The organism is Streptomyces sp. SPB074 (assembly GCF_000154905.1).
Lineage (GTDB): Bacteria > Actinomycetota > Actinomycetes > Streptomycetales > Streptomycetaceae > Streptomyces.
The window spans coordinates 1146147-1148053 of the sequence record NZ_GG770539.1; the positions used below are offsets into that span (position 1 = coordinate 1146147).

At 73.4% G+C, this 1907-nt stretch carries 1 protein-coding gene; it reads right to left on the reverse strand.

All coding sequences use genetic code 11. The features are described 5' to 3' along the window. Window positions 1-31: 31 nt before the first annotated feature. Window positions 32-1828 carry an acyl-CoA dehydrogenase family protein gene (locus tag SSBG_RS04725; RefSeq protein ID WP_008745076.1) on the reverse strand — a complete coding sequence of 599 codons (1797 nt, stop codon included), beginning with the start codon at window positions 1826-1828 and terminating at the stop codon, window positions 32-34. Window positions 1829-1907: the final 79 nt, after the last annotated feature.

A 1907-nucleotide genomic window follows, 5' to 3' on the forward strand; every position in this document is an offset into this window, starting at 1 on the left:
CGGGCCGTACGGGGCGCCCCCGCCCGCGGTGTCAGCGCCGCACGGTGTCCGCGTCCAGCGCGCGCGGGGCCAGCGGGAACTGCCAGTGCGAGAACAGCTGGTCGGCGCCGTGGAAGTGCCGCAGCACCCGCATCACCTCGTCCACCACCGCCGGATCGGTGACCGTCTCGTGCGGTGCCAGCGACCGCCGCAGCCGCTCCAGTTGCAGCAGCAGGAGCGCCCCGTTCGGCAGCGGCTCCTCCATCACCTCGTGCGAGTGGACGAAGGTGTGCACGCACGCGGCGGCGGCGTGCAGGAGGCAGTACTCCTTCGCCAGGTCGAACAGCTCCGCGCTGTTGCCGAAGGCCCGGCCCAGTTCCGCGCGCAGCCGCTCCAGCCGTTCCCCGAGGGGGGCGGTGCGAGCGAGGAGTTCCCCGGCGACGTCCGCCGCCCGACGCAGCCACCCGCGCTGGTCCTCCTCCTTCGCGTCCTCCGCGAGGGCGCGCAGCGCGGCGACGGAGGCCGGGGCGGCCAGCAGGGTGTCGTCCCTGCCCCGCGCGAACAGCTCCTGGCGCCAGGGCTCGTACGTCGGCAGCCCGGTGCCCATGCCGTACAGCACCTCCGCGTTCGCCTGCGCCGCCTCGCGTTCGGGGCCGGTGGCGCCGGCGAGGCGGGTCAGCAGCGGCTGGAGCTGCCCGGCGAGGTTGCGCAGGTTGACCACGGTGTTGCCGTCGGCGAAGTTCGCCACCGGCAGGTCGCGCAGCATCTTCTGGAACACCCCGTAGTGCGGGTGGTCGCGCAGGAAGTAGCGGGCACCGAGGACGACGGCGAGCTGCGACATGGCGCGTTCCATCATCGTGGGCACCAGGTACTTCGCCACCGAGGAGTGGACGCTGGCCTGTTCCGGGGCCTGCTGGAGCCCGCGCACCGCGCCCAGGCTCACGGCGTCGGCGACCATGAGATCGGCGAACACCTCGGTGAGCTGGCGGCGGCTGTAGGGGATGTCGCTGACCGTCCTGCCGAGGATGACGCGGCCCTCGGTGAAGTCCAGCGTCACCCGGAGCCCGGTGTCCACGGCGGAGATCGCCATGCCGGAGATCTGCGCCCTGGCCGCCTGCGCGGCCTTGAGCGCGATCTCCAGGCCCTGCCCCTCCCGGCCGATGAGCGCCGAGCGGGGCACGAAGACCTCGTCCACGCGCACCCCGCTGAGGTCCATGCCGCGGATCCCGTGCAGGCGCTCCTTGGGCAGTTCCACGACCGAGCCGGCCGGGGCCGCGCGCTTGTCGAGGACCAGGACGGAGAAGTCGCCGCTGCCGCCGCGCTCCCCCGTGCGGGCGAACACCACCATCGCGTCGGCCCGGGTGGCGTTGCCGATCAGCCACTTCTCGCCGCTGAGCAGGTAGCCGCCCTCGACGGGCCGCGCCCGCATGGCGTTGGCCAGCAGGTCGCTGCCGTAACCGCGCTCGGACAGGCCCCAGGAGAGGCGCTGGCCGTTCTTGATCGCCGTGACGAACTCGGCCTGCTGCTCGGGGCTGCCGCCGGTCCACACGGTCATGAAGGCGAGGTTGGTGATGATCAGGGCGGTCGCGGTGGTCGAGTCGCGGCGGGCGATGAGCCGCACCAGGTTGAACTCGGCCTCCACGTCGCCCGCCCGTCCCCCGTGCTCCCCCGGCAGGGCGTACTCGGGCACGCCCCAGGCACGCAGCGGGTTGACGAACTCGTAGGGGTAGGACTCGCGTTCGTCCAGTTCCAGGACGCGGCGGAACGGCATCGCCGAGGAGTCGTCGTGCGGGCAGCCCAGGAACTCCTCCAGGCGGACGGCGAGCGCGGTCAGGTCAGTCCTGGGCATGGACGGCCTCCTGCGGGGCGTCGAGCGGGACGGGCAGGGCGGTGAAGAGCGCGTGCGCGGCGCGGAGCGCGCCGACGGC